Below are 23,287 nucleotides of genomic sequence, written 5' to 3'. Positions count from 1 at the left end.
ACGCTTAAGTCGCCGCCCGGCGCAGTACGGGCATGAGCTACGAGGCAGTGCTTTTCGACCTCGACAACACGCTGTACCCGTACGCCCCCTGTAACGAGGCGGGCAAGCGGGCCGCGCTCGACGCCCTCCGCGAGCGCGGGTACGAGCTGGACCGCGCGGCGTTCGACGACCTGTACGCGACCGGGCGGCGGGAGACGAAGCGCGAGACCGGCGGCACCGCGGCCTCGCACTCCCGACACGTCTACTTCAAGCGCGGGCTGTCCCGGCACGCCGACGGGCCCGACCCCGCGGGCGCGCTGGCGGCCGGCGACGCCTACTGGAACGGCTTCCTCGGCGCGATGTCGCTCTGTGACGGCGTCGAGGCGGTCTTCGACGCCCTCGACGCGACGGGGACCGACGTCGCGGTCGTGACGAACCTCACGACGCGGGTCCAGCTTCGCAAGCTCGTGCGCCTCGGGATCGACGACCGGATCGACCTGCTCGTCACCTCCGAGGAGGTGGGCCGCGAGAAGCCGAGCGCGCTCCCGTTCACGACCGCGCTCGCGGAGCTCGACCGCCGCCCGAGCGAGGCGCTGGCCGTCGGCGACAACGTCGAGACCGACATCTCCGGCGCCGACGCGGTCGGACTCGATTCGGCGCTGTTCGTCGCCGACGGCGACGCGCCCCCCAATGCGGAGCTCCCGGCGCGCCAGCGCCCGGACCACCGGCTCGACGCCTTCGCCGACCTGACGGAGGTGGCGGCGTGAGCCCCGACGGCTCCGGCGCCGGCCCCGATCCCGGCGCGAGCCCGGACCTGCTGCGCGAGGCGCGCGAGGCGGTCGTCGAGTACGCCCCGGCGCTCGCCGACCTGACGCCGGGTCGGACCGGGAACCTGAGCGTCCGCGAGGGCGACCGCGTCGCCGTCACCCCCACCGGGGTCCCGTACGACTCCTTCGACGCGGTCGACGTGCCAGTGGTCTCGCTGGACGGCGAGCGGCTCGCCGGCCGGATGGCGCCGTCGAGCGAGGTCCCGATGCACACGGGTATCTACAAGCACGACCGACCCGGCGCGATCGTCCACACCCACTCGCCGTGGGCGACGACGATGGCGACGCTCCATCAGAAGCTGCCGCCGATCCACTACATGATCGCCGCCGTGGGCCGAGAGGTCCCGCTGGCGGACTACGCGCCGTACGGTACCGAGGAGCTGGCCGCGAACGTCGTCGCCGCGATGGCCGAGGCCGACTCCGACGCCGCAATCTTAGCGAACCACGGGCTCGTCGTCACCGGCCCCGACGTGGCGACGGCGGTCGAGAACACCCGCCACGTCGAGGACATCTGCCGGCTCTACCTCCGCGCGTCGGCCGTCGGCGAGCCGCACGTCCTCACCGACGAGCAGATGGCGACGGTCGAGGAGCGCTTCGAGAGCTACGGACAACAGCCCGACGCGGAGTAGGGCGGCCCGACGCGAGTCGGCGGACTCGGCGCGGCCCGACGCCCCGCGCCGCCAGTCGGCCGGTTTTATAAATACACGGGCGGCTACCGGATCGGTATGACAGACACGGAGCCGTCGCCGGCGGTCCGCGAGACCGCCGAGTCGATCGCGACCATGGAGATCCGCGGCGCGGCCACCATCGCCTCCGCCGCCGCCGAGGCGCTCGCCGACCAGGCGGACGCCGCGGCCGAGGCGGACGCGACCGCGAGCGACCCCGAGGCGTTCCGCGCGTCGATGCGCGCCGCGGCCCGGACCCTCCGCGAGACGCGCCCGACCGCGGTGTCGCTGCCGAACGCCCTCCGGTACGTCCTCCAGCGGATGGAGGGCGACTCGGTCGACCGGCTCCGCCGGAGCGTCGTCGACGCCAGCGAGTCGTTCGTCGACCAGCTCGACCGCGCGCAGGAGGACCTCGGGCGCGTCGGCGCGAACCGGCTCGCGGACGGCGACACGGTGATGACCCACTGCCACTCCACCGACGCGCTGGCGTGCATCGAGGCGGCCGTCGAGCAGGGCAAGTCCATCTCGGCGGTCGTCAAGGAGACCCGCCCGCGCCAGCAGGGCCACATCACGGCCGAGGCGCTCCGCGACATGGGCGTTCCGGTCACGCTCATCGTCGACTCCGCCGCGCGGCGCTACCTCGACGAGGTCGACCACGTTGTCGTCGGCGCCGACTCGATCGCCGCGGACGGCGGCGTCATCAACAAGATCGGCACCTCCGGGCTCGCGGTCAACGCCCGCGAGCGCGGCGTGCCGATCATGACCGCCGCGCAGACGATCAAGCTCCACCCGGAGACGCTGACGGGCCACACGGTCGAGATCGAGATGCGCTCGGAGGAGGAGGTGATCGAGCCGGGGACCCGCGAGGCGATCGGCGAGATCACCGTCGAGAACCCCGCGTTCGACGTGACGCCGCCGCGGTACATGGACGCGATCGTCACCGAACACGGGCAATTCCCCCCGGAGAGCATCGTGACGCTGATGCGGGAACTGTTCGGCGAGGGCGCCGCCGAGCCGTGGGCCGAGCCATGAGCGGGCGCGACGGCGCGCCGGGCGACGACCCGCCGTCGGGCGACTCGGCGGGCGGCGAGGGCGTCGACGACTGGGACGAGACCGTCGCGGAGTGGGAAAGCGAGGTCGACGAGTGGGAAGGCGACCCCTCCGACGACGCGAGCGACCCGGATGCCGGCGGCGACACCGGTGACGGAACCGCCGCCGGCGGCTCCGACGACGATGTCGACCCCGCGGTCGACCGCGACCCCGACCTGACGCCCGACGACGCCGACCGCGTGCCGAAGGTCGTCTCGGCGGGCCACATCAACTGGGACGTGACGATCCACGTCGACAGCCTCCCCGAGCCGGACGGCGAGACGCGGATCGACCGGCTCGAACAGTCCGGCGGGGGCAGCGCGGCGAACGTCGCGGTCGGGCTCGTCGACCTCGGCGGCCAGTCGGTCGTCTACGGCAGCGTCGGGGGCGACGAGTCGGGCGCGCTGGCGCTGCGCGAGCTCGCCAGCGCCGGCGTCGACCCCGGACAGGTGCTCGTCGACGCCGACGAGCCCACCTCGGTGAAGTACGTCATCGTCGACGGCGGCGGGGAGCTGCTCATGCTCGCGAACGACGGCGCCAACGAGTCCTTCTCCGCGGCCGGGCTCGACCGCGACACGCTCGCGGCCGCCGACCACCTCCACCTCACCGGCCAGCAGCCCGAGACCGCCGCGGCGCTCGCGACCGCGGCGGCGGAGGCCGGCGCGACCCGGAGCTTCGACCCCGGCCGCCGCGTCGCCGACCGCGAGTTCGACGCCGCGCTCCACGCGAGCGACGTGCTCTTCGTAAACGACCGCGAGGCCGACGCGCTCGACGCGGCGACCGACGTGGACCCGTGGGAGCCGGACGACCGCGTCGTCGCGATCAAGCTCGGCGACGAGGGCGCGACGGTGCGGACGCCGCACGGCAGCGTCTCGCACCCGGGGTTCGACGTCGACCCGGTCGACACGACCGGCGCGGGCGACGCCTTCGCGGCCGGGTTCCTCGCGGCCGCGCTGCGCGAGCCGGAGATCACCGGCGACGGCTTCTCGCACGACCCGCGCGACTACCAGGTGCCGATACTCGTCGGCAACGCCTGCGGCGCCGTCGCCACCGAGTCGGTGACCGCCCGCACCGACCTCTCGTGGGACCGCGTCCGCGAGCGGATGGGCGAGTCGCCCGAGACGGACCTCCTCATCGAGGTCCGGGCCTGAGCGCGCGGGCGTCGTCCGCGGGCCGCGGCCTCGCACAGCGGCGCTGAGCGGACCCCCACGTCGTTGGCGACCGAAACAGGAACGGTCGAGCTGTCCCCGGCGGATCAGATCCCGCCGGCGAGCCGGCCCGAGTCCGGGACGCCTTCCTCGTCGCGCACCGTCCCCGTCTCGCCCCAGCCGTCGGTGACGGTGAGCCGGGCCGCGTCGGGGAGCGGGTCGCTCGTGACCCGGATCAGCGCGGCCGGGTAGGTGATCGCCTCGCCGCAGGCGACGTCGTCGCTCCCCGGCCCCTGGACCGTCGCGTCCGCGACGAAGGTCCCGTCCTCGACGCCCATGCCGGTGCTATCGAACGTGATCTCGTCGTGGCAGGTGTCGGGACCGACGGACTCGACGTAGACGAGCACCGACGCCGCGAAGTCGGTCTCCTCGACGAACGCGCGGACCGCTTCGGGCGCGTCGTCGAGGAGCCACGAGGCGTCCCCCTCCTCGGCGATCAGCGTACAGAAGCCGCGCCGCTCGGTCCGGTCCCACGCGGGGCCCGAGAGCGCGGCACCGACCTGCTGGACGACCGTCGTTACCTCCTCGTCGTCGCTGTCGGCTCCGTCGCCGCCGTCCCCGTCGCTCCCGTCGCCGTCGGTGCCGTCGTTTCCGTCTCCGTTTCCGCCGTCGCTTCCGTCTCCGTCGCTCCCGTCCGTGCCGTTTCCGTCTCCGTCCCCGCCGTCGGTGCCGTCCCCGTCCGCCGGGACGCCGGCCTCGGTACACCCCGCGAGCGCGGCGACGCCGCCGGCGACGCCGTAGAGGGCCGCTCGTCGCGTGAGCTGACTCATACCTCCCGGTACGCGGGCGACACATAAGGGCCTCGTGTAAACGAAAACAACCGTCTGACCGACACCGCCGGGCGATTCCGCCCCTTCAGCGCGCCCGCGCTCGCGTCACGCCGGCGCGAACAGCGCCTCGATCCCCTCGCCGTCGAGCCCCGCGGCGAGGCCGAGCGCGAGCGCGACGCGCGCCTTCGCCGCCGGGAGGTCGCCGGCGAAGGTCACGCCGTGGTCCGCGAGCGTGACGGCGCCGCCCGGCGTCCCGTACACCGGCTCCGTCGGCCCGGCCGGCGGGCGGCCGGCGACGACGACCGGCATGAACGCGACCGCCTCGCCGAGCGCGTCGCCGAGCGCGCCGGTCACGTTGCCGAGCCCGGTGCCCTCGACCACGACGCCGCCGGCGCCCGCGTCGAGCGCGCGTTCGACCGCGCCCGCGCCGACGCCGGTCCCGGAGTGGATCACCGGGACCTCGGGCACGTCGGACGGGCCCTCTATCGCGTCCGCGAGCGGGTCGACCGCGACGCCGCGCTCGGGGGCTCGGACGAGCCGGGAGGCGTCGCGGGTGAACGTCGCCACGGGCCCCGTCCCCGGCGAGGTCATCGTCGACAGCGCGTTGCTGTGGCCCTTCACGACGTCGCGGGCGGCGTGGAGCTCGTCGTTGAACGCGACGTGGACGCCGCGCGAGAACCGTGCGTCCGCGGCCGCCCGGACCGCGAGCGCGAGGTTCGCCGGCACGTCGCTGGAGGGCTCGTCGAGGCGGCGCTGCGCGCCCGTGACGACGACCGGCGCGTCGAGGTCCGTGAGGAGGTCCACGGCGAACGCGGTGTCCGCCAGGGTGTCCGTCCCGTGGGTGACGACGACGCCGTCGGCCCCCTCGCCGACCGCGTCGCGGGCGGCCGCCGCGGTCGCGAGCACGTCCCGCCACCGCACGTCGAACCCCGGCTGCGAGCATACCTCGGTCGTCGTCACCCGGGCGTGGTCCGACACGGCCGGCACCGCGGCCACGAGGTCGTCGCCGGTCTTCTCGGGCGCCGCGCCGTCGTCGCCGGGCTCCGAGGCGATGGTGCCGCCGCAGGCGACGACCGCTACCCGCGGGCGGCCGCCGTCGGCGCGCGCGTCGTCTCGGTCCGTCCGGTCATCGCGTCCGTCGCGGGGATCGGTCTCGGTCATGCCTCTCCCTCGCCGCCCGACGGACAAAGCGGTTGGTGCCGCGGCAGTCGTTCAGGCCCCGCGTTCGCCGGGGCGCCGCGGTCGGCCCCGCTGGACGCCCCGGGAGCGACCGGAACGCCCGGATCGGCGGGGATCCGAGAACAAAGGATTAGCGGGCTCGATGAACGGTTAAAACGTTTCTGCGCCGGTTGTAAAACGACCCGATCGGTCGAGAAACGCCGTGAAATTCGCCGAACCCTCGGCGGGGTATATGTGGGTCCCCGTCGTACGCGGAAGTGTCCATGTCAACCCCCGCTCCCACCCAGATCGCCTCCGGCGAACGGCTCGCCGGGCTGATGACCGGTACCGTCAAGGCGGCCGCCTTCTGGGCGGCCATCGCCATCCCGGCGGCGTACCCCGTGCTGCTGTACTCGGGGCTCGACGGCGGCACCGGGCAGCTGTTCGTCGCCCTCCTATTCGCGAACGCCCTCGCGCTCGCGCTCGGCCACGACTACAAGCGCTGACGCCGGACCGTCGATAAAACCGCCCGTCCGAACGCCGACGCGTCGCGTGGACACCGACGCAGCGCCCTCCTTCCGCCCTCCGTCGTTTCCCCTCACAGCCGCCGCTCCGCGGCCCTCCGCGTCCCGTCCCAGCGGGCCGCTCTCGAAGCGCTTACCCCCGCCCCAGTCCGACTGGGGATATGAGCGACGAGACCCGCGTCGAGTGGCGCGACTGGGGCCCCGAGGCGTTCGCCGAGGCCGACGAGCGCGACTGCCCGGTGCTGCTCTCGCTGTCGGCCACCTGGTGCGAGGGCTGTCACGAGATGGACGCGATCACCTACGCGGAGCCGCGGATCGCGGCCAACGTCAACGAGGGGTTCGTCCCCGTCCGCGTCGACGTCGACCGCCACCCGCGGGTGCGCGAGCGGTACAACATGGGCGGGTTCCCGACGACCGCCTTCCTGGCGCCCGAGGGGACGCTGCTGACGGGCGCGGGCTACCTCGACGTCGACGGGATGCGGCAGGTCCTCGAGTCGGTCCGGCAGATGTGGGCCGACAAGGGCCGGGAGGCCGGGCGCGTCCCCCGCGCGCTCGACGCCGACCTGCCGCCCCGCGGCGAGGTGACCGACGCGATAGAAAGCCACCTGGCGGGCCAGCTGGAGGCCAAGTACGACGCCGAACACGCCGGCTGGGGGACCGACGCGAAGTTCCCGCTCCCCCGCACCGTCGAGTTCGCGCTGAAGCGCGACCGGAATCGGGCGCTCCGGACGCTCGACGCGGTCCGCGACCACCTGACCGACGACGTCGACGGCGGGTTCTTCCGGTACGCGGGCACGTCGGACTGGGGCGACGTGGCCTACGAGAAGCCGCTCGACACGAACGCCGCCGTCACCCGCGCGTTCGCCAACGCCTTCCTCTACACCGGTGACGAGGCCTACCTCGACCCCGCGCTCGACGCCGTCTCCTTCCTCACGGACGACCTCTGGACGGGCTACGGCGTCGGCGGGAGCCTCGGCCCGGGGCTCGGTCGCGCCTACTACGCCGCGCCCGCCGAGGACCGCGCGGACCTGGACGAGCCCCGCCGCGACCTCACCGTGTTCGCGGGCGGCAACGCGCTCGCCGCGGACGCGCTCCTCGCGGTGGCCGCCTACACCGACGACGAGCGGGCCCGCGAGTACGGCGGGCGCATCCTCGACGGGCTCGAACGCGACCTGATCGACGCCGACACCGGCGAGGTGACGCACTACCGCGGCAGCGACGAGACCGGCGAGTCAGACCTGCTCGAAGACGCCGCCCGCGTCGTCGGCGCGTACGTCCGCGCCGCCGGCGTGCGCGGCGAGGGCGCCGCCGTCGCCCGCGCGGTCGCGGACCGAGCGATCGACCGGCTCCGCGTCGACGGCTCCTTCGTCGACGGCCCGCGCAGCGGACCCGGGCTGCTCGACCGGTCGTTCCGCCCGCTCGACGCCAACGTCGAGATGGCGACGGCGCTCTGCGACCTCGCGGCGCTCACCGGCGCCGAGCGCTACCGCGAGGTCGCCCGCGAGACCGCCGAGGCGTTCGCCGGCGCCACCGAGCGGCTGAGCGTTCAGGTCGCCGCCTACGGGAGCCTCGCGGCCCGGCTCCGGCGCGGCACGACGGTCATCGCGGTCGGGACGGCGCCCGGGAGCGACCTCCACCGCGCCGCGTGGCGGGTCGCCGACCACGAGAAGGTCGTCGCGCCGAACGCCCACGAGGCCGACGCGCCGGCGCCGCGGACGGTCCCCGAGGGGACCGCGGTCGTCCTCGCCGGCGACGGCGCCTCGGAGCCGGCGGAAACGCCCGACGAGTTGATGGACCGGGTCGGCGACGTGCTCGCCTGAGATCCGGGACCGGGCTGGATCGACGCGCCGGCGGCAGCGGCCTCGTTTCGACGGTCGCCCGCGAGGCACCTCGCGGATCGTAAACGGACGATGCGTTTATACGGACGCCGGGGCATCCCAGCGTATGGCATCTCTTCGCGACCTGGGGCTCTCCGAGTACGAGGCCCGGGCGTACCGGGCGCTCCTTCGGACCGGGCCGACGACGGCCAAGGACCTCTCGCGGGCCAGCGAGGTCCCGATGGGACGGATCTACGACGTGCTCAACAGCTTGGAGCAACACAGCCTGGTCCGCAGTCAGGCCGCGAGCCGCCCGAAGAAGTACGTCGCGGTCGAGCCGGACGCGGCGCTCGACCGGCTGCTCGACGAGAAGAAAGAGGAGCTGCGGACGCAGGCCGAGCAGTACGAGTCCGTGGTCGACGACCTCTCGGCGGAGCTCGACGCCGGCGAGCCGGTCGACGGCCAGTTCTGGACCGCGGCCGTCGGCGCGGAGGAGGCGACGGACCTCCTCTTAGAGCGGATCGCCGCCGCGGAGCGCCGGGTCGTCGTGGTCGCGGGCGCGCCGGCGACCGGCTTCGACCTCGGAACGATCGGCGAGCAGGTGACCGCCGAGCTCGAGTCCGCGCTCGAACGCGGCGTGGAGATCCGCGTGCTGCTGTCGCCGGCGACGGTCGACGCGCTCCCGCGGAGCGTCGGGCGCCGGTACACGTCGGAGCTGGCCGACATGGACGGGTTCGAGGTCCGGACCTCCCCGAACGTCGACGGGACGTTCAACGTCTTCGACGAGATAGAGGTGTGCATCGAGGTCCCGCACCCGCTGTCGGCGGACGAGCCGTTCGCGATGATCGACGTGAAGGACATCGACTTCGCGACGAGCGTGAAAGAGCAGTTCGAGCCGCGCTGGGCGGACTCGGAATTGCTGACGTTCTGAGGCCGTCCCGGCGGGCTATCGGTCGAGCTCGTCGCGGAGGTCGCCCAAGCGGACCTCGCGCTCGGCGTGGGCGTTGTGCTGGTGGATCGACTCGTCGTTCGACTGCTTCATGTGGATCACGGCGTCGTCCGAGAGGTGCGGGAACTCGGTGACGGTGCCCTCGGCGAGCGCGCGGACGCAGTCCTCGACGAACTTCGCGTCGGCGTGGGCCTCGTAGGTCATGTGGTCCTCGTCGGGCCGCTTCGCCATGTTGTAGATGCGCGCGCTCATCGAGTCGCGGGCGACGTCGATCACGTCGCGCAGGTCCACGTCCGGGTGGCCGTCCGTCGTGATCGTCAGGGTCGCGTGGCCGCGCTGGGAGTGCCCGGGCTGCGGGACGGCGTCTAAGAACTCCTCGGTCGTCTCCTCGTCGACGCCCAGCTCGGCGAGCTTCTCGCGGGCCCGCGACTCGCTCATCCCCTGCGAGCAGGGGCAGACGGTCATGCCGGTGACCTCGGCGCCGATCTCCTCGCGCGTCCCCTCCTCGGTGGCGGTCGCGCTGGCGACGATCGTCGCCGTGCTCTGGGTCTCGATGTCCGACGCCGGCGTGTGCTCGCGGGTGACGAGCTCGGCCGTCATCGACACCTCGGCAGTGGTCGTGTAGTCGTGCTTCTCCAAGAGCCGCTCGGCGGCGTCGCCGCAGACGTCCTCGACGCGGTACGCCTCCTCGCGGGTGATGTCCTCTAAGATCTCGTCGACCGTCGCGAGGTTCCGCGACATGTCGATGCCCTTCCGGCCGCTCGGGAGGTCGACGAACACCTCGAACTCCGCCATGAGAACGATGGGGCGCTTGTCGCCGCGCGCCAGCTTGACGAGCTTCTCCACGCCGGTGACGCCGACCTGCGAGAGCCCGACGGTGACGTCGGGGGACGACGCCTGTACGTCCGGCAGCTGATGACTCATTACGAACATGATAGGGACTCCCGGGATTAGCCCTTTCGGAAGGGGGAGGTTCGTCTGGTAGTCGCGTGCGCACCCGGCCGCGCGAGGGGCGGGTCGCGAGAGGAGCGGGTCGCGAGAGGAGCGGGTCGCGAGCGCGGCGTCCCCGAACCCCCGTCGATCGAGCGGTTCCGGCGTCGCCGGGTCCCGCGGATCGCCGCGTGTGTGAGGAGCCAACGTCCTGCGGGTCGTAACGCACGATTTATAACGGCGGCAGCGGAAGGTATCCCAAGACCATGCCGAGTTCCAATGGGCCGCAGAAGGCGACTCGCGACAAGCTCTCGAACAAGCCCCGCAACCGCGGCACCTCCCCGCCGCAGCGAGCGATCCAGGAGTTCGACGAGGGGTCGCAGGTCCACCTCAAGATCGACCCGAGCGTCCCCAAGGGCCGCTTCCACCCCCGCTTCGACGGCCGGACCGGCACCGTCGTCGGCAAGCAGGGGTCGGCGTTCAAAGTCGAGATTCCGGACGGCGGCAAGACGAAGACCCTCATCGTCACCGCCGCCCACATGCGGGCGCAGCAGAACTGAGATGACGATCTTCAAAGAGAAGCTCGACGAGGAGTACGTCACCACCTCCGAGGCGAAGGAGATCCTCGTGGAGATCGAAGAAGAGCGGGCGGCCGACGAGGACCGCGACCTCCGCTACGAGCTGGCCCGCGCGATCGAGCACGTCAACCGGTTCGCGGACCTCGACGCCGACGAGTCCCGCGAGCTCGTCGAGGAGCTCACCGAGCTCGACCAGATCGACGTGCCGACCGCGGTGAAGATCGCCGACCTGCTCCCCGAGGACCGCACGGAGCTCCGCTCGGTGTTCGCCCAGGAGCGCTACTCGCTCGACGGCGACGAGCTCGACGAGATCCTCAACGTCGTCGCGAAGTACGCCTGACCGCGGGTCCCACCCGGCCCGGCGGGACGGGTCGCCGACACGTTTTTTCAGATTTCCGCCCGTACGTCGAGCCGCATGTACCAGACCACCCTCGTGCCGACCGGCGAGGGCGACGCCGCCCTCGACGCGGTCGACGACGCGATCGAGATCACGGCGGCGGAGGGGACGGTACACGTCCTCGGCGTCGTCGAGGAGATACCGATGTACGAGCGGTCGGGGAAGCCGGAGAAGTTCGACGAGGACGACCCCGAGCGCCGCGAGCGGCTGGCGGCGGCGGTCGACCGGGTCGCGACCGCCGTCGCGGACGCGGGCATCGACAGCGAGACCGCGATCGAGTCCGGGGTCCCCGCCCACGAGATCGCGGCGCACGCGGACGCCGTCGACGCCGACGCGGTCGTGATGGGCAAGCGCGGCCTCGACGCCGCGGCCGACGACCTCCTCGGCAGCACGACCGAGCGCGTCATCCGGACCGCGGACGCCACGGTCGTCTCCGTCCCCGTCTCCGGGTGACCCCGGGCGGGCGCCGGGTCCCGCGCGTCACCGGTCGCGGCCGGCCTCGACGACGATCGTTCCGAAGAGCCGTCGGTCGCGCTCGCGCACGGCCGCGCCGTCGTCGAGGGCGCGCCGCGCCGCGGCGGTCCGCTCCGCGAGCATGCCAAGCGGGTCGTCGGTCCGGGCGTCGAAGAGCCGCCCGTTGAGCGCCACGAACGCCCGGAGCGCGGCGTTCGCCGCGCGGTTTCCCTCCGGGACGAACGCCGCGACGACGACGGCGTCCGCCAGGTCGAACCAGCGGCGCACGACCGCGTACGGATCGGGGAAAAGCGACGTGACGAACGTCGCGAGGACGGCGTCCGCGGCCGCGACCGGCGGGCGCTCGGCGTCCGCCTCGACGAGCGAGATGTTCTCCCAGCCGCGCCGCGCGACGAGCCCCGCGGCCCGGTCGAGCATCCGGGCTGAGACGTCGACGCCGACGACGCGGCCGCTCGGCCCGACGGCCTCCCGGAGCGCGGGGAGGTTCACCCCCGGACCGCAGCCGAACTCGACGACGGTGTCGCCCGGCGCGAGGTCGAGCGAGCGGACGCAGGCGGCGCGGACGCCGCCGACCGACGCCGTGGCCCGCGCGAACCAGTCGTAGACGCGGGCCCACGCGTCGTAGCTGCGCCGGACCCGACGCAGGCGCCCCGAGTCCGGCTCCGCGGCGGGCGCCTCCGAACCCGCCCGGCCGCTCGCCGCGCCGTCCCGGGTCACGAGTCGGCGCCGACCGCGGCCGGGGGCGTCTTCGGCCACCACCGCGCCGGCCCGTCGCGGGCGACCGTCGATTGGCACTGCTCCGAGTCCGCACAGCCCCGCGGCCGCTGGTAGCTGATCCCGCGTTCCGCGAGGTACGACACGTAGCCGTCGTCGACGCGGTCCAGCTTCTCGTGACACACCCACCGCTTCCCGCAGGTCCCGGCCGCGACGTTCCGGTACGGACAGGTGAACGTCGTCTCCTCGATGCCTCCCTCGGAGGCCGTCTCGTCGATCCTGACGCCGACCGACCGGTACGCCAGCCGGAGCCGCCGGACGACGGCGCGCGGCGACGACGCGCCGAGGAACAGGACGTGCGCCAGCGCGTAGCCGAAGTCGTGGAGCAGCCGCTCGCCCCGCGTCAGCGACGCCCGGTCGCCCTCCAGCCGCGACCGGAGCGTGCCGTACCACTCCGCGATCTCGCGGACCTCGTCGGTCAGCGCCGCCGCCTCCGCGAGCGCCTCGCGCCGCTCCGTCAGCGCGGTCGGCCCGTCCGAGAGGCGGAACGACGGCACGGCCTCGACGTGTTCGAGCACCCGCTCGCGGAGGCAGTCGCCGTCCGCGTGCGCCGCGGCGCGCCGGCGGAGCTCGGGGTACCAGCGCCGCGTCAGGGCGCCGTACGCGCCGTCGAGCAACTCGTCGACCCGACCGACCTCCGTCGCCTCGGTCGCCTCAGTCGCCTCGCCGCGGTCGGAGCCGTCCGCCTCGACCGACGGTCCGGGAAACGCCTCGACGAGTCGAACCAGCTCCTCGGGGTCCGGTTTCGCCATGGTACCACGTCGCACCCGACGCTATTGAATCCGACCGTCGGCGGCCGCGCCGCGACTCGCCTCGCCAGCGGTTTTTTCACCGCTCGGAGCGATAAACGATACATGGACAACGCCGACGGCGACGGGACGCCGGCAGACGACCGGAACGGGGGTGGCGCCGCCGCGGACGCCGGAGCGGAACAGAGTGACGACGGCGGCGGCCCCACCGCCGTCCTGCTCGACGTGCTGCCGAACGGGCGCCCCGACGACGACCGCCCGCAGTCCCGCAAATCGCCGGTGGCGTACGCGCTCGGCGCGCCGTCGTTCGCGCTGTACGAACTGACGCTCGCCGACGACGCGGACGCCTCCGTCGGCGACCGGATCGCGCTGGACGGCCCGGACGTCGGCCGCTACCGCGAGGTGTCGTTCGACGACCTCACCCGGAACGCGGCCGCGGAGGTCGAGTATGCGGTCGAGGCGATCGTCGACGCCGACGAGGAGCGGTTCGTCGACTTCTACAACGAGGCCGGGCCGATCACCCTCCGGCTCCACCAGCTGAACCTGCTGCCGGGGATCGGCAAGAAGCTGCGGAACGACCTCTTAGACGAGCGGAAGCGCGGGCCGTTCGAGAGCTTCGCGGACGTCGAGGAGCGGATCTCCGGGCTCCACCGCCCCCGGGAGGTGATCCTCGAACGGATCGTCGAGGAGATCCGCGAGTCCGACCTGAAGTACCGGACGTTCGTCGGGCGCGAGGAGTGAGCCGCGCCGCCCCCGGGTCCTCCCGGTGTCCCCGAAACGAGACTTTTACCCGAACACCGCGTGTACCCCGGCTATGACCGACTCATCGACGGGTGAGGGCGCCGCGTACGGGCAGCGCGACCCCGACGCGCTCGCGAGGCGGGCCGGCGCGCGGGCTGACCCCGACCGCGACCAGCACTTCCTCGTCGACGACCGGGTCCTCGACCGGATCCCGGGCTACCTCCCGGACGACGCCGACCGGAGCCACCTCCTCGAGATCGGCGGCGGCGCGGGGGCGCTCACCGACCGGCTGCTGGCGACGGCGACTGACGACGCCGCCGCGACGGGCGAGGGCCCGCCCCGCCGCGTCACCGTGATCGAGCGCGACGGCGCCTTCGCCGAGTTCCTCCGCGAGGAGTTCGCGGCCGCGGTCGCCGACGGGCTCCTCGACGTGGTCGAGGGCGACGCGCTCGACGTGGACCTCCCGCCCTTCTCCGCCTGCGTCGCCAACCTGCCGTACGGCGTCTCCTCGGAGATCGCCTTCCGGCTGCTCCCGGAGAAGAAGCCGCTCGTGGTGATGTTCCAGGCCGAGTTCGCCGACCGGATGGTGGCCTCGGCCGGCGAGTCCGCGTACGGCCGCCTCTCGGTGTCGGCGCAGCACTACGCCGACGTGGAGATCGTCGAGCGCGTGCCGAAGGAGGCGTTCGACCCCCAGCCGGCCGTCGAGAGCGCCGTCGTGCGCTGTACCCCCCGGGACCCCGACTACGCCGTCGGCGACGAGGCGTTCTTCCTCCGGTTCGTGAAGGCGGTGTTCACCCAGCGGCGCAAGACGGTGCGGAACGCGGTGCGGAACACGGCGCACATCTCCGGGCTCGACGACCCGGAGGCCGTCGTGGACGCGGCGGACGAGGAGCTGTTGAGCAGCCGCCCCGGCACGCTGGAGCCGGCGGCGTTCGCGGCGCTGGCGGAGCTGGCCCGCGAGCGCGGCTCCCCCGCGGAGGCGTGACGATGACGGGCTGGATCGGCCTCGTGACGGAGCTTCAGCGCGCGCTCGCGGGCAACGCCGAGCGGTTCGCCGCCTCGGTGGGGATCGTCGTCGCGGTGCTCGGGGTCCGGCTCCTCACGCGGCGACTGCGGCGCGGCGACAGGGAGCTCAGCTCGACGCAACGGCTCCTGCTGTCGGCGGGCGTCGGCGGCGCCACCGCGCTGGGCGCGATCACGCTGATCGCGGTGTGGGACCAGAGCGGCGCCCTCTTCGAGACGGCCCGGTCGGCGCTGAGCGCGAACCAGCTGTCGAACGTCGTCCTCGCCGTGCTGCTCTTGGCGATCGCGTACGCGCTCACGGACTTCCTCGGGGGCGTCATCCGCGAGATCGGCGCCGAGAGCGCCTCGATCTCGCAACACCAGCAGGAGGTCATCCTGCGGATCACGCAGCTGAGCGTCTACACGTCCGCGATCCTCGCCGTCGTCGGCCTGTTCACCGACAACGTCGGCAGCCTCCTCGTCGGCGCGGGGTTCCTGGGTATCGTGGTCGGCATGGCGGCGCGGCAGACGCTCGGCGCGATACTGGCCGGGTTCGTGCTGATGTTCTCCCGGCCGTTCGAGGTCGGCGACTGGGTGGTGATCGGCGACCACGAGGGGACGGTGACGGAGATATCGATCATGAGCACGCGGCTGCGGTCGTTCGACGGCGAGGTGATCACGATGCCGAACGACGACGTCCGGTCCGGGTCGATCGTCGACCGGTCGCGCCGGAACCGGCTGCGGATCGAGATCGAGGTGGGCGTCGACTACGACACCGACGTCGAGCGCGCGGCCGCGGTGGTCGAGGAGGCGGTCGCGGGCGTCGAGGACATCGCGGAGATGCCCGAGCCGAACGCCGTGACGAAGCGCTTCGGCGACTCGGCGGTCGTGTTGGGGCTCCGGTACTGGATCCGCAACCCGAGCATGCGCAAGCGCTGGCGGACCCAGACCGCCGCGATGGGCGCGATGAAGGACGCGCTCGAAGACGAGGGGATCGTCATCCCGTTCCCGCAGCAGACGCTCTCCGCCCGCACGGAGGGCGCCTCCGGTCCGCAGTTGGACGCCGCCGTCGAGAGCCGCGCGGCGACGCGCGGCGGCTCGGCCGACGCCGGCGACGCGGACGGGGCGTCGACCGACGGCGACGGGGCGGAGGGTGACCGATGAGCGGCGACGGGAGCGGAGGCGGCGGCGGAAACGGAAACGACGACGGCCTCGCGGCGCGGCGCGGCGTCGACGACGCGGTCGTCTACCAGCCCGCGGAGGACTCCGGTCTGCTCGCGGAGGCGGCGGTCGCCGAGGCGCACGGCCGCGTGCTGGAGGTCGGCACCGGGTCGGGGTGGGTCGCCGAGCGGATCGCCGAGGAGCGCGGCCTCGACGTGGTCGGTGGCGACCTCAACCCGCACGCCGCGCGTCAGGCCCGCGAGCGCGGCGTCGAGGCGGTCGTCGCCGACCTGCTCTCGCCGTTCCGCGCGGACGCGTTCGACACGGTGTGTTTCAACCCGCCGTACCTGCCCACCGACCCCGACAACGGGTGGGACGACTGGATGGAGCACGCGCTCTCGGGGGGCGAGTCGGGCCGCGAGCTCATCGAACCGTTCCTCGCGGACGTGGGGCGCGCGCTCGCGCCGGACGGCGTCGTCCTCCTCCTGGTCTCCTCGCTCACCGGGTACGACGAGGTGCTCGACGCAGCCGACGAGGCCGGCTTCGCGGCCGAGCCGGTCGTCGAGGAGTCGTTCCCCTTCGAGACGCTCACGGTGCTGGCCCTCCGTCGGGCGTAGGCCTCCGCAGTAGATTACTGTAAGGCATAAAACGTATTAGCAAATATTATACGACGGCATATCTAACGGACGGTGATGACCGAACGTGTCGCGGCGACGCCGGGGCTGTATCCGCTCCCGGACCGGGCGAAAGAGACGCTCTCCGACCTGAAGGGTCACCAGAAGGGGGACCTCCTGAGCGGCGACGAGGGCGAAGCGATCGTCGCGGAGTACGACGAGGTGCGCGCCGAGTACGTCGACCACCAACTCGACGCCGGCCTCGACCTGATCTCCGAGGGGCAGGGCCGCTGGGACGACATGATCGCGCACCCGCTGACCGTCAGCGACGCGGTCGAGACCGGCGGGATCGTCCGGTACTACGACAACAACAACTTCTACCGCGACCCGCGCGTCGTCGACGACCTCCGCTTCTCGGGCGACGTGGCGGACGAACTGACGGACGCGGCCGACCTGCTCGCGGCCGCCGACGGCGGCGACGACGCGTCGCTCGCCGCGACGCTCCCCGGCCCGTACTCGCTCGCGGCCCTCGCGACCGACGAGCACTACGGCGACGAGGCCGAGTTCCAGGCCGCGGTCGCCGAGTTCCTCGCGGACGAGGTCGCGGCGTTCCCGGCCCACGAGACGCTGTTCCTCCTCGAACCCTCGCTCGTCACGGACCCGCCCGCCGAGGGCGACGAGTCGACGGCGACGGACGCCATCGCGACGGTCGCCGACGCGACCGACGCCGACGTGGTCGTCCAGACGTTCTACGGCGCGCTCGGCGAGAAGCTGTACGCCCACCTCGTCGACGAGGCGGGCGCGGACGCAATCGGGCTCGACCTCGTCGCCGGCGACCGCGACGACACCGTCTACAACGTCCAGGAGTTCGGCTCGACCGACTCGCTGTCGCTCGGGCTCGTCGACGGGCAGAACACGCTCGTCGAGGAGGCCGAGACGGTCGCGGAGCGCGTCGAGTGGTTCGAGTCGCAGATCCCGCTCGAAGGGTTCGACCGGACCTACCTCACGCCGAACACCGAGCTGTTCTACCTGCCGACGAACAAGTACCGCGAGAAGCTGAACGCGCTCGCCGCCGCCGCGGAGGTGCTCGACTGATGGTCCGAAACCCGTCCGCCAACCGCGACCAGTTCCGCCCGCACGACCACCCGAACGACACGTTCCTGCTGTCGACCGTCGTCGGCTCGTACCCGAAGCCGAAGTGGCTCAACCGGGCCGACGAGCTGGTCGAGGACCCCGACTCGAAGTTCGACGAGTCTGACCTCGAAGAGGCCCACGACGACGCCTGTCGGCTCATCACGCACGAGCACGAGCGCGCCGGCCTCGACACGGTCGTCGACGGCGAGATGCGCCGCAACGAGATGGTGGAGTTCTTCGCCGACCGCATCGACGGCTACGAGTTCAACGGGCCGGTGAAGGTGTGGGGCCACAACTACTTCGACAAGCCGAGCGTCGTCGAGGAGGTCGCGTACGACGAGCCGTGGCTCGTCGACGAGTTCGAGTTCACCTCGAACGTCGCGGAACGCCCGGTCAAGGTCCCGATCACGGGGCCGTACACCCTCGGCTTCTGGGCGTTCAACGAGGCGTACCCCTCCACCGAGGAGCTCGTCTACGACCTCGCCGACCTCGTCAACGAGGAGGTCGAGAAGCTGGTCGAGGCGGGCGCCCGCTACATCCAGATCGACGAGCCCGCGCTGGCGACGACCCCCGAGGACCACGCCATCGTCGGCGAGGCGCTCGAACGCATCGCCGCGGGCATCCCCGAGGAGGTCCGCATCGGCCTCCACGTCTGCTACGGCGACTACTCGCGGATCTACCCCGAGATCAACGACTACCCGATCGACGAGTTCGACGTGGAGCTGTGTAACGGCGACTTCGAGCAGATCCCGACGTTCACCGACCCCGAGTTCGAGCCCGACCTCGCGCTCGGCGTCGTCGACGCTCACACGGCCGAGATCGAACCGGTCGAGGAGATCAAAGCGAACATCCGGCAGGGCCTGCGCGTCGTGCCGCCGGAGAAGCTCACGATCTCCCCCGACTGCGGGCTGAAGCTGCTTCCCCGCGAGGTCGCGTACGGCAAGACCGAGAACATGGTGACCGCTGTCCGCGAGGTCGAGGCCGAGATCGACGCCGGCGAGATCGACGTGGAGAACCCGCTCGCGGACGACTGAGGCGCCGCCGACGGTTCGCCTCGGGACTACTCTCGTGGCTCGGCCCTTCGGTGGCGCTCCGGGTCGGCGATACCTCCTCCGAAGCCTACGACCGCTGCGAGCGCGGTCGGACCGAGGCCAAACGTTTCGTACTGAGACCGCGTACGGCTCGTCAGTGAACGCCGTTCGGCTGCTGGCGAACCCCGCCGTTCGATGGGCGATCGCGTTCCTGTACCTCGGCACGTCGCTGACGCTGCTCGTCGGGCTCGGCGACCTCCCGAGGGCGGACCAGATCGCGGTCACGATCGCCTGCGTGATCGGCTTCTTCGTGGTTCCGATCGCGTTGAAGGGGTACGTGGACTCCGCGCCGGACCGGTACTGACAGACGCGGGTCCCGGCGGCCGAGCGATCGGGGCGCGTCGCGGCCGCGCTCGGTCCCGACCGCGCTGCGGAGCCCGCGCCACTATTTATAAAACCGCGCCGACCCCACCACCGACATGGAGATCGGTCTCACCGTCGGCGACGACCTCGACCGCCTCGCGGCGTCTCCGACGCGGTTCGACTTCTGTGAGGTCGGGGTCGGCGAGCCGACGCTCGTCCCCGGCGAGATCGACCCGGAGCGGCTGACCGACGCGCTCGCCGGTCGCGACCTGCTCGTCCACCTCCCGTACAGCCAGCGGCTGGCGACGTACGTCCCCGAGGTCAACGACGCCATCGTCGACTACCAGCGCCGGCTCCTGTCGGCCGCCGGCGACCTCGGCGCCGAGAAGGCGGTCATCCACGCCACCTCCGCCGACCGCGACGACATCGAGTTCCGCGAGACCGCGGCCGAGCAGCTCCGCCGCGTCGCCGACGCCGGCCGCGAGGCGGGCGTCGAGGTCGTCGTCGAGAACGTCGGCCACCAGCACGCGGGGCTCCAGCTCTCCGTCCTCGGCGACCTCGCCCGCGAGACCGGGACGCCGGTCTGCTTCGACGTGGGCCACGCCTACATGGAGGGCGGCAACAAGGCGATCAAGCGGTTCCTCCGGAGCCACGGCGACCGGGTCTCGCACCTCCACTGCCACGACGCCCGCCGCCGCGGCGACACGCACCTCCCCGTGGGCGCCGGCGAGGTCGACTACGACCTCGTCGCGTCCGAACTCGCCGGCTTCGACGGCACGGTCGCGCTCGAAGTGTTCACCGACGACGAGGCGCTCCTCGTCGACTCCGCGGAGCGCGTCGCCGACCGGCTCGGCGCCTCCTTCTGACGGGCGTCAGTCCGCCCGGTCGTCGTCGCCCTGCCCGTCCGCATCGTCGTCCGCGCTCGCGGTGTCGTCCGCGCTCGCGTCGTCTCCGTCGTCGTGCGCATCGTCGGCCTCGACCGCCTCCGCGTCGGTCTCGTCCCCCGCAGCGTCCCCGTCGATCTGGCGCTTTATCGACTCCAACTCGGACTCGACGTCCACCTCCGGCGGGTCGTCTTCGGCCGCCTCGCTCTCGGCGTCGTCGCCGCCGTCGCCGGGCTCGGTCACGTCGATCTGGACCGGGCTGTCGTCGTTACGCCCGGCGTCCGGCGCGCTCCGGGATCCGTCCTCGTCGCCGCGGCCCCGGTCGCGGTCGCGCCCGAGCCGGCGGTCCCGGGCGGCGTCCGCCTCGCGGCGCCCCTCGTCGATCCGGGACTCGATCTCCGCGGTGAGGTCGCGGGCGTCGGCGATGATCGACCGGGAGGCGGCGTCCTCGGGGAGGTCGGCCTCCGAGAGCGCGGTGCGAAGCTCCGAGAGCGACCGGGCGAGCCCGGCCGTCGCGCCGTCGCGGACGTCGGCGAGGCGGTCGCCCGCGCCCTCGGTCCCCTCGGCGACGCTCCGGCCGGGGTCGGCGAGCCGGAGGGTGCCCCGGAGCAGTTCCAGCGACTTGATCGTCGTCTCCAGCAGCGCGATGACCGTCGGGATGGTGTACTGTTCGGTGAACCGCACCAGCTCCGAGAGCCGGGGCGGCCGCGGCGGCCCGCGGCGGTCGCGCTCGCTCTCCCGGAGGTCGGCGCGGAGCTCGCCCAACACCGATTCGAGCTCGTCGAGCCGCTCCTCGAGGTCGTCGTCGCGTCGGTCGCGGGAACTCATGCCGCCTCGTAGGCGGGCCGCGAATAAAAAGCCCGGCAGCGCCGCGTGGCGCCCCGATCGGTCGCGGCGCGGCGCTCAGAACCCCTCGCGCAGGAACGTGCGCCGCGGCGGGAACAGGGCGGACAGGTCGGCCGCGAGGCCGTCCGGGGCGTCGCTCGACACGTCGAGGTCGGCGTGCGCCCGAAGGTCGTCGACGCCGCGGTAGCCGGCGTACAGCTGCGAGAGCGCGCCGATCCCGGCGGTCACGTCGGCGGCCGCGGAATCACCCTCATCAGCGTCCTCAACTCGCTCGGCGGCGACCTCGCCGCCCTCCACGGTCACCCGGATCGGTCGGTCGTGCCAGTCGACGAGCGGATCGTCGACGGCGAGCGTGAACGCGGTTTCGAGCCCGGGGTCGGGCGCCAGCGCGGGCAGCGCCTCGGGGACGTCGACGAGCCGGAACATGGGGCCGGCGCGGACCTCCTCGGTCACCGCGCGCGGGTCGTCGACCCGGTCGAGGAGGCTCACGTCGGCGGGGAGGCGGAGCCGAACGCGCTCGACCTGCGAGTCGTGGTCGCGACAGAACCGGAAGACGCGGTTCCAGTCGGCGGGGTCGGCGACGGCGGCGTCGGAGACGACCATCGCGCGCCCGTCGCCGTCGTCGCGCTCCTTGAAGGTGTACGAGAGGAGCGCGCGGAGCCCGCCGTCGCGCTCGAAGCCGTACACGTACGGGTCCGTCTGCCACCCCCGGAGGGTGCGCTCGCGCCACCACGCCGCGGTCCGCGCCATCGTGAAGTCGTAGCGCTCCGCGGTCGCGGCCAGCAGGTCGGCGGCCGCGCCGTGGTCGTCCTCGCCGAGCCGGCGGAACCGGCCCGCCTCGTCGCTGCCGTCGCTCTCCTCGGCCGCGAACGCCAGCTGCTCCGGCGGCGCCTTCACCCAGCGGTAGCGGTTCACCGTCCCCCAGCCGTACCGGCGGTAGAACGGGTGCTCGAAGGGCCACAGCGCGGAGAAGCGCACCCCGTCGTCGCGGTACTCCGTCAGCGACTCGCGGAGGAGCCGCTCGATGTGCCCGTTGCGCCGGTGCTCGGGCGGCGAGGCGACCGCCGAGAGGCCGGCCACGTCGCGGTCGCGTCCCCGGATCCGGAGCGAGAAGTCGTGGTGCCCGCACACCGCAACGGGCTCGTCGCCGTCGAACAGCCCCCGGTACTCCGCGAGGTGCTCGCGGTCGTCGTCGTCCTCCTCGGGGTCGTACGGCCCCTCCTCGGGCGAGAAGGCGTAGCGCATGAACGCGCTGAACTCGTCGCCGCGCTCCTCGGGGAAGGGCCGGTAGTCGAGGTCGCCCATACGCCGTCGGCGCCCGGGAGCCTGATAAGCCTTCCCGGCGCCTGCGCGTGGTTCTCATGCTCCGGTCGGCCGTCGCCCGGTCGTCCGGTCGGCGGTCGCTTCGGCGGCTCGTTCAGTCGAACTGACCGCGCCGGTACTGGACCGGCCACTCGGCCTCCTCGCCGAGCTCGTGGGCGGCCTCCAGCGGCCAGTACGGGTGGCGGAGCATCTCGCGGCCGAGCGCGACGAGGTCGGCCCGCCCGTTCCGGACGAGGGCGTCGGCGTGGGTCGGCTCCGTGATCCCCCCGACGGCGGCCACGGGCACGTCGGTCCCCTCGCGGACCGCCTCGGCGTAGGGCACCTGATAGCCCGGTCCCGCGCTCGGGATCTCCTGGTCCGGGTGGATACCGCCGCCGGAGACGTCGATCAGGTCGGCGCCGGCCTCGGCCAGCAGGGGGGCCAGCCGGACCGAGTCGTCCACGTCCCACGAGTCGCGGTCGGGGAGCCAGTCGGTCGCGGAGATCCGGACGAAGATCGGCTTGCCGTCGGGCCAGACCTCGCGGACGGCCGCGACGACCTCCCGGAGGAGCCGGGTGCGGTCCTCGAAGCTCCCGCCGTACTCGTCGTCGCGGTCGTTGGTGACCGGCGACAGGAACTGGTGGAGCAGGTAGCCGTGGGCCGCGTGGACCTCCGCGACCTCGAAGCCGACGTCGCGCGCCCGCTCCGCGGCGGCCACGAAGGAGTCGATCACCGCGTCGATCCCGTCCCCGTCGAGCCGTCGGGTGTCGGCCAGGTCCCCGTCGTCGACCTCGGAATGCGGGTACGGCTTGTCGCTGGCGGAGACGGTCTCCCAGCCTGCGGGCTCGTCGGCGGGGATGGGATCGCCCCCCTCCGCGGGCGGGCTGTGGGAGGCCTTCCGCCCGGCGTGGGCCAGTTGGATCCCGGGCGTCGCGCCCTGCGACCGGACGAACTCGACGATCGGCTCGATCGCCTCGGCGTGCTCGTCGGACCAGATCCCGAGGCAGTTCGGCGTGATCCGGCCGCGGGCCTCGACGGCGGTCGCCTCGGTCATCACGACGCCGGCGCCCCCGGCGGCGCGGGCGCCGAGGTGGACGCGGTGCCAGTCGTTCGCCAGGCCGTCGTCGGCGGAGTACTGGCACATCGGCGACAGCATCACCCGGTTTCGGAACTCTGTGTCGCGGAGCGCGAGCGGCGTGAACAGCGTGTCAGTCACGGGTCGACGAACGACCCCCGCCACGTAAGGCCCTCCGATCCCCCGCGCGGATCGCCGCCTGTGGTTTAGGCCGACCGAAATCTATAACACCGCCGGCCACTGAGC

26 protein-coding genes are annotated in these 23,287 nt (G+C 72.9%); 18 read left to right on the top strand and 8 right to left on the bottom strand.

Translation table 11 applies throughout. The annotated features are described in order from the left end of the window. Positions 1 to 32: 32 nt before the first annotated feature. The 4 genes from DVK05_RS08380 (at position 33) to DVK05_RS08365 (ending at position 3,711) form a co-directional block, all read left to right on the top strand. Positions 33 to 746, top strand: coding sequence for an HAD family hydrolase (locus DVK05_RS08380; protein ID WP_121562916.1), 714 nt, complete (start codon positions 33 to 35; stop codon positions 744 to 746). Further along, on the top strand, positions 743 to 1,435 hold the full coding sequence (locus DVK05_RS08375; RefSeq protein WP_121562915.1) for a class II aldolase/adducin family protein: 693 nt from the start codon (positions 743 to 745) through the stop codon (positions 1,433 to 1,435). The genes DVK05_RS08380 and DVK05_RS08375 overlap by 4 nt, the downstream gene beginning before the upstream one ends. A gap of 96 nt (positions 1,436 to 1,531) precedes the next feature. Beyond that, complete coding sequence (locus tag DVK05_RS08370; protein ID WP_121562914.1) at positions 1,532 to 2,503, top strand: ribose 1,5-bisphosphate isomerase; 972 nt, start codon at positions 1,532 to 1,534, stop codon at positions 2,501 to 2,503. Then, positions 2,500 to 3,711, top strand: coding sequence for a carbohydrate kinase family protein (locus DVK05_RS08365; RefSeq protein WP_121562913.1), 1,212 nt, complete (start codon positions 2,500 to 2,502; stop codon positions 3,709 to 3,711). Before DVK05_RS08370 ends, DVK05_RS08365 begins: the two co-directional genes overlap by 4 nt. A 104-nt stretch (positions 3,712 to 3,815) precedes the next feature. On the opposite strand, the gene DVK05_RS08360 is transcribed toward DVK05_RS08365, so the two are convergent. Next, on the bottom strand, positions 3,816 to 4,538 hold the full coding sequence (locus DVK05_RS08360; RefSeq protein ID WP_121562912.1) for a hypothetical protein: 723 nt from the start codon (positions 4,536 to 4,538) through the stop codon (positions 3,816 to 3,818). 105 nt (positions 4,539 to 4,643) lie between these two features. Beyond that, entirely contained in the window at positions 4,644 to 5,699 is a 1,056-nt protein-coding gene (locus DVK05_RS08355; RefSeq protein ID WP_121562911.1) for an asparaginase, read from the bottom strand. 281 nt (positions 5,700 to 5,980) lie between these two features. Between DVK05_RS08355 and DVK05_RS08350 the strand changes: the two genes are divergently transcribed. From DVK05_RS08350 to DVK05_RS08340, 3 genes are all read left to right on the top strand, one after another. Beyond that, on the top strand, positions 5,981 to 6,202 hold the full coding sequence (locus DVK05_RS08350; RefSeq protein ID WP_121562910.1) for a hypothetical protein: 222 nt from the start codon (positions 5,981 to 5,983) through the stop codon (positions 6,200 to 6,202). A gap of 179 nt (positions 6,203 to 6,381) precedes the next feature. Continuing rightward, complete coding sequence (locus tag DVK05_RS08345) at positions 6,382 to 8,040, top strand: DUF255 domain-containing protein (RefSeq protein WP_121562909.1); 1,659 nt, start codon at positions 6,382 to 6,384, stop codon at positions 8,038 to 8,040. 124 nt (positions 8,041 to 8,164) lie between these two features. Beyond that, complete coding sequence (locus tag DVK05_RS08340) at positions 8,165 to 8,968, top strand: TrmB family transcriptional regulator (protein ID WP_121562908.1); 804 nt, start codon at positions 8,165 to 8,167, stop codon at positions 8,966 to 8,968. Positions 8,969 to 8,983: 15 nt separating this feature from the next. Here DVK05_RS08340 and mptA read toward each other — a convergent pair whose 3' ends face one another. Then, positions 8,984 to 9,910 carry a GTP cyclohydrolase MptA gene (gene mptA / locus DVK05_RS08335; RefSeq protein ID WP_053770660.1) on the bottom strand — a complete coding sequence of 309 codons (927 nt, stop codon included), beginning with the start codon at positions 9,908 to 9,910 and terminating at the stop codon, positions 8,984 to 8,986. 272 nt (positions 9,911 to 10,182) lie between these two features. Here mptA and DVK05_RS08330 point away from each other — a divergent pair, with 272 nt between their 5' ends. From DVK05_RS08330 to DVK05_RS08320, 3 genes are all read left to right on the top strand, one after another. Continuing rightward, positions 10,183 to 10,476 (top strand): 50S ribosomal protein L21e, encoded by a 294-nt coding sequence (locus DVK05_RS08330; RefSeq protein WP_006112901.1) that lies wholly within the window; start codon positions 10,183 to 10,185, stop codon positions 10,474 to 10,476. 1 nt (position 10,477) lies between these two features. Next, a complete protein-coding gene (locus DVK05_RS08325; RefSeq protein WP_121562907.1) occupies positions 10,478 to 10,834 on the top strand; it encodes an RNA polymerase Rpb4 family protein in 357 nt (118 codons plus the stop codon). Between the two features lie 75 nt (positions 10,835 to 10,909). Beyond that, positions 10,910 to 11,344 (top strand): universal stress protein, encoded by a 435-nt coding sequence (locus DVK05_RS08320; RefSeq protein WP_121562906.1) that lies wholly within the window; start codon positions 10,910 to 10,912, stop codon positions 11,342 to 11,344. 27 nt (positions 11,345 to 11,371) lie between these two features. Here the strand turns inward: DVK05_RS08320 and DVK05_RS08315 are convergent, their stop codons facing one another. After that, positions 11,372 to 12,121 (bottom strand): class I SAM-dependent methyltransferase, encoded by a 750-nt coding sequence (locus DVK05_RS08315; RefSeq protein WP_121562971.1) that lies wholly within the window; start codon positions 12,119 to 12,121, stop codon positions 11,372 to 11,374. Then, positions 12,079 to 12,891 carry a hypothetical protein gene (locus DVK05_RS08310; RefSeq protein WP_121562905.1) on the bottom strand — a complete coding sequence of 271 codons (813 nt, stop codon included), beginning with the start codon at positions 12,889 to 12,891 and terminating at the stop codon, positions 12,079 to 12,081. Before DVK05_RS08310 ends, DVK05_RS08315 begins: the two co-directional genes overlap by 43 nt. A 102-nt stretch (positions 12,892 to 12,993) precedes the next feature. Between DVK05_RS08310 and DVK05_RS08305 the strand changes: the two genes are divergently transcribed. The 8 genes from DVK05_RS08305 (at position 12,994) to DVK05_RS08270 (ending at position 19,800) form a co-directional block, all read left to right on the top strand. Further along, on the top strand, positions 12,994 to 13,629 hold the full coding sequence (locus DVK05_RS08305; protein WP_121562904.1) for a DUF655 domain-containing protein: 636 nt from the start codon (positions 12,994 to 12,996) through the stop codon (positions 13,627 to 13,629). A gap of 73 nt (positions 13,630 to 13,702) precedes the next feature. Continuing rightward, positions 13,703 to 14,614, top strand: a complete 912-nt coding sequence (locus DVK05_RS08300; RefSeq protein ID WP_121562903.1) for a 16S ribosomal RNA methyltransferase A — start codon at positions 13,703 to 13,705, stop codon at positions 14,612 to 14,614. Further along, a complete protein-coding gene (locus DVK05_RS08295; protein ID WP_394338858.1) occupies positions 14,611 to 15,795 on the top strand; it encodes a mechanosensitive ion channel family protein in 1,185 nt (394 codons plus the stop codon). The genes DVK05_RS08300 and DVK05_RS08295 overlap by 4 nt, the downstream gene beginning before the upstream one ends. Then, positions 15,792 to 16,409 (top strand): HemK2/MTQ2 family protein methyltransferase, encoded by a 618-nt coding sequence (locus DVK05_RS08290; RefSeq protein ID WP_121562901.1) that lies wholly within the window; start codon positions 15,792 to 15,794, stop codon positions 16,407 to 16,409. The genes DVK05_RS08295 and DVK05_RS08290 overlap by 4 nt, the downstream gene beginning before the upstream one ends. A 75-nt stretch (positions 16,410 to 16,484) precedes the next feature. Next, positions 16,485 to 17,501 (top strand): 5-methyltetrahydropteroyltriglutamate--homocysteine methyltransferase, encoded by a 1,017-nt coding sequence (locus DVK05_RS08285; protein WP_121562900.1) that lies wholly within the window; start codon positions 16,485 to 16,487, stop codon positions 17,499 to 17,501. Then, positions 17,501 to 18,574, top strand: a complete 1,074-nt coding sequence (locus tag DVK05_RS08280) for a methionine synthase (protein WP_121562899.1) — start codon at positions 17,501 to 17,503, stop codon at positions 18,572 to 18,574. The genes DVK05_RS08285 and DVK05_RS08280 overlap by 1 nt, the downstream gene beginning before the upstream one ends. Positions 18,575 to 18,728: 154 nt before the next feature. Continuing rightward, on the top strand, positions 18,729 to 18,935 hold the full coding sequence (locus DVK05_RS08275; RefSeq protein ID WP_053770670.1) for a hypothetical protein: 207 nt from the start codon (positions 18,729 to 18,731) through the stop codon (positions 18,933 to 18,935). Between the two features lie 115 nt (positions 18,936 to 19,050). Next, complete coding sequence (locus DVK05_RS08270; protein WP_121562898.1) at positions 19,051 to 19,800, top strand: sugar phosphate isomerase/epimerase; 750 nt, start codon at positions 19,051 to 19,053, stop codon at positions 19,798 to 19,800. A 6-nt stretch (positions 19,801 to 19,806) separates the two neighbouring features. Here the strand turns inward: DVK05_RS08270 and DVK05_RS08265 are convergent, their stop codons facing one another. The 3 genes from DVK05_RS08265 to DVK05_RS08255 form a co-directional block, all read right to left on the bottom strand. Next, positions 19,807 to 20,646: a hypothetical protein gene (locus DVK05_RS08265; RefSeq protein ID WP_121562897.1), complete on the bottom strand. Its 840-nt coding sequence runs from the start codon at positions 20,644 to 20,646 to the stop codon at positions 19,807 to 19,809. A gap of 75 nt (positions 20,647 to 20,721) precedes the next feature. Beyond that, the gene (eis, locus tag DVK05_RS08260; RefSeq protein WP_121562896.1) at positions 20,722 to 21,969 is read right to left on the bottom strand and encodes an enhanced intracellular survival protein Eis; all 1,248 of its coding nucleotides are present in this window, start codon (positions 21,967 to 21,969) and stop codon (positions 20,722 to 20,724) included. 112 nt (positions 21,970 to 22,081) lie between these two features. Then, on the bottom strand, positions 22,082 to 23,182 hold the full coding sequence (locus tag DVK05_RS08255; RefSeq protein ID WP_121562895.1) for an NADH:flavin oxidoreductase/NADH oxidase: 1,101 nt from the start codon (positions 23,180 to 23,182) through the stop codon (positions 22,082 to 22,084). Between the last annotated feature and the right edge of the window lie 105 nt (positions 23,183 to 23,287).

This window comes from Halorubrum sp. Atlit-8R, assembly GCF_003666025.1.
Taxonomy (GTDB): Archaea; Halobacteriota; Halobacteria; order Halobacteriales; family Haloferacaceae; genus Halorubrum; species Halorubrum salinarum.
Note: the sequence above shows the minus strand (reverse complement) of the source record. Positions and strands in the feature narration are given on the sequence as shown.

Excerpts from the sequence above, each read along its gene's own strand:
- DVK05_RS08380 (WP_121562916.1), top strand. The coding sequence starts at position 33 with ATGAGCTACGAGGCAGTGCTTTTCGACCTCGACAACACGCTGTACCCG.
- DVK05_RS08340 (WP_121562908.1), top strand. The coding sequence starts at position 8,165 with ATGGCATCTCTTCGCGACCTGGGGCTCTCCGAGTACGAGGCCCGGGCG.
- DVK05_RS08300 (WP_121562903.1), top strand. The coding sequence starts at position 13,703 with ATGACCGACTCATCGACGGGTGAGGGCGCCGCGTACGGGCAGCGCGAC.
- DVK05_RS08325 (WP_121562907.1), top strand. The coding sequence starts at position 10,478 with ATGACGATCTTCAAAGAGAAGCTCGACGAGGAGTACGTCACCACCTCC.
- eis (WP_121562896.1), bottom strand. The coding sequence starts at position 21,969 with ATGGGCGACCTCGACTACCGGCCCTTCCCCGAGGAGCGCGGCGACGAG.
- DVK05_RS08350 (WP_121562910.1), top strand. The coding sequence starts at position 5,981 with ATGTCAACCCCCGCTCCCACCCAGATCGCCTCCGGCGAACGGCTCGCC.
- DVK05_RS08270 (WP_121562898.1), top strand. The coding sequence starts at position 19,051 with ATGGAGATCGGTCTCACCGTCGGCGACGACCTCGACCGCCTCGCGGCG.
- DVK05_RS08310 (WP_121562905.1), bottom strand. The coding sequence starts at position 12,891 with ATGGCGAAACCGGACCCCGAGGAGCTGGTTCGACTCGTCGAGGCGTTT.
- mptA (WP_053770660.1), bottom strand. The coding sequence starts at position 9,910 with ATGAGTCATCAGCTGCCGGACGTACAGGCGTCGTCCCCCGACGTCACC.
- DVK05_RS08365 (WP_121562913.1), top strand. The coding sequence starts at position 2,500 with ATGAGCGGGCGCGACGGCGCGCCGGGCGACGACCCGCCGTCGGGCGAC.
- DVK05_RS08305 (WP_121562904.1), top strand. The coding sequence starts at position 12,994 with ATGGACAACGCCGACGGCGACGGGACGCCGGCAGACGACCGGAACGGG.
- DVK05_RS08265 (WP_121562897.1), bottom strand. The coding sequence starts at position 20,646 with ATGAGTTCCCGCGACCGACGCGACGACGACCTCGAGGAGCGGCTCGAC.
- DVK05_RS08345 (WP_121562909.1), top strand. The coding sequence starts at position 6,382 with ATGAGCGACGAGACCCGCGTCGAGTGGCGCGACTGGGGCCCCGAGGCG.
- DVK05_RS08355 (WP_121562911.1), bottom strand. The coding sequence starts at position 5,699 with ATGACCGAGACCGATCCCCGCGACGGACGCGATGACCGGACGGACCGA.
- DVK05_RS08290 (WP_121562901.1), top strand. The coding sequence starts at position 15,792 with ATGAGCGGCGACGGGAGCGGAGGCGGCGGCGGAAACGGAAACGACGAC.
- DVK05_RS08320 (WP_121562906.1), top strand. The coding sequence starts at position 10,910 with ATGTACCAGACCACCCTCGTGCCGACCGGCGAGGGCGACGCCGCCCTC.
- DVK05_RS08370 (WP_121562914.1), top strand. The coding sequence starts at position 1,532 with ATGACAGACACGGAGCCGTCGCCGGCGGTCCGCGAGACCGCCGAGTCG.
- DVK05_RS08280 (WP_121562899.1), top strand. The coding sequence starts at position 17,501 with ATGGTCCGAAACCCGTCCGCCAACCGCGACCAGTTCCGCCCGCACGAC.
- DVK05_RS08330 (WP_006112901.1), top strand. The coding sequence starts at position 10,183 with ATGCCGAGTTCCAATGGGCCGCAGAAGGCGACTCGCGACAAGCTCTCG.
- DVK05_RS08360 (WP_121562912.1), bottom strand. The coding sequence starts at position 4,538 with ATGAGTCAGCTCACGCGACGAGCGGCCCTCTACGGCGTCGCCGGCGGC.
- DVK05_RS08285 (WP_121562900.1), top strand. The coding sequence starts at position 16,485 with ATGACCGAACGTGTCGCGGCGACGCCGGGGCTGTATCCGCTCCCGGAC.